The organism is Paenibacillus sp. JSM ZJ436 (assembly GCF_044383795.1).
Lineage (GTDB): Bacteria > Bacillota > Bacilli > Paenibacillales > Paenibacillaceae > Paenibacillus_AQ > Paenibacillus_AQ algicola.
Genome location: NZ_JBISEO010000044.1, coordinates 1 through 826, shown reverse-complemented (window position 1 = coordinate 826; position 826 = coordinate 1). Strand labels below are relative to the sequence as shown.

Here is an 826-nt window from a genome sequence, read left to right as displayed (position 1 = left end):
ACACCCTCGTATGAAATAAAATGAAAGTTGACGAGGGGATGAGAAGCAATGAACCGGTACGACAAAGCATTCAAAGAAGAAGCGGTAAGATGAAGTGATGAAATTGGACCAAAGAAAGCCGCTGAGCAATTGGGCGTAGCCTACCACACCTTGCAGGGATGGAGAAAGCAAAGAACCTTGCACGGCGACGGAGCGCATATTGGGAGCGGACGCGCTTATGCATCTGCCGATAAGACGGCACGTGAAATCGAATTAGAAAGAGAAATAGGCGAGTTGCGACGCACGAATGAAATTCTCAAGGACGCACTCGGTTTTTTCGCAAAAGACCGGAAGCGGTAAAAGCATGCAAGCTCTATGCTTACATCCGTGAACGACGGGATCGATGGACCGTCAAGGAGATGTGCGAAGCGCTTGCTGTCAGCGAATCAGGCTATTATCGTAGCCTAAAGCCTGCACCCATGCAGGAGAGACAGCAACGGCTTCTGGTCAACATGAAAGCAATCATCAGTGAACATGAAGACAATCGAAATTACGGTGCCCGGCGCATGCTGCTGGCGCTGTCGCAAATAGACATCCACACCAGCTACAGCACCGTCTATCGCCTCATGAAGAAGCATGGGCTGCTGCAGAAAGCGAAGCGTCACCCGAACGGTATTACACGTGAGGATGCCGCAGCTCAAAAGAGCGAAAATCTGATCCAACGAGACTTCAGCGCCTCGTCACCGAACCAAAAGTGGCTATCGGATATCACCGAAGTTCCTTGCTCGGATGGCAAACTCTATCTGTCCGCGGTGCTGGATGGTTACAACGGAGAGATCGTCGGCCT

1 protein-coding gene is annotated in these 826 nt (G+C 51.1%); it reads left to right on the top strand.

What is annotated here, in order from left to right:
- Nucleotides 1-491: 491 nt before the first annotated feature.
- On the top strand, nt 492-826 hold a 335-nt coding region (locus tag ACH6EH_RS20150), incomplete at its 3' end, for an IS3 family transposase (protein WP_397333591.1).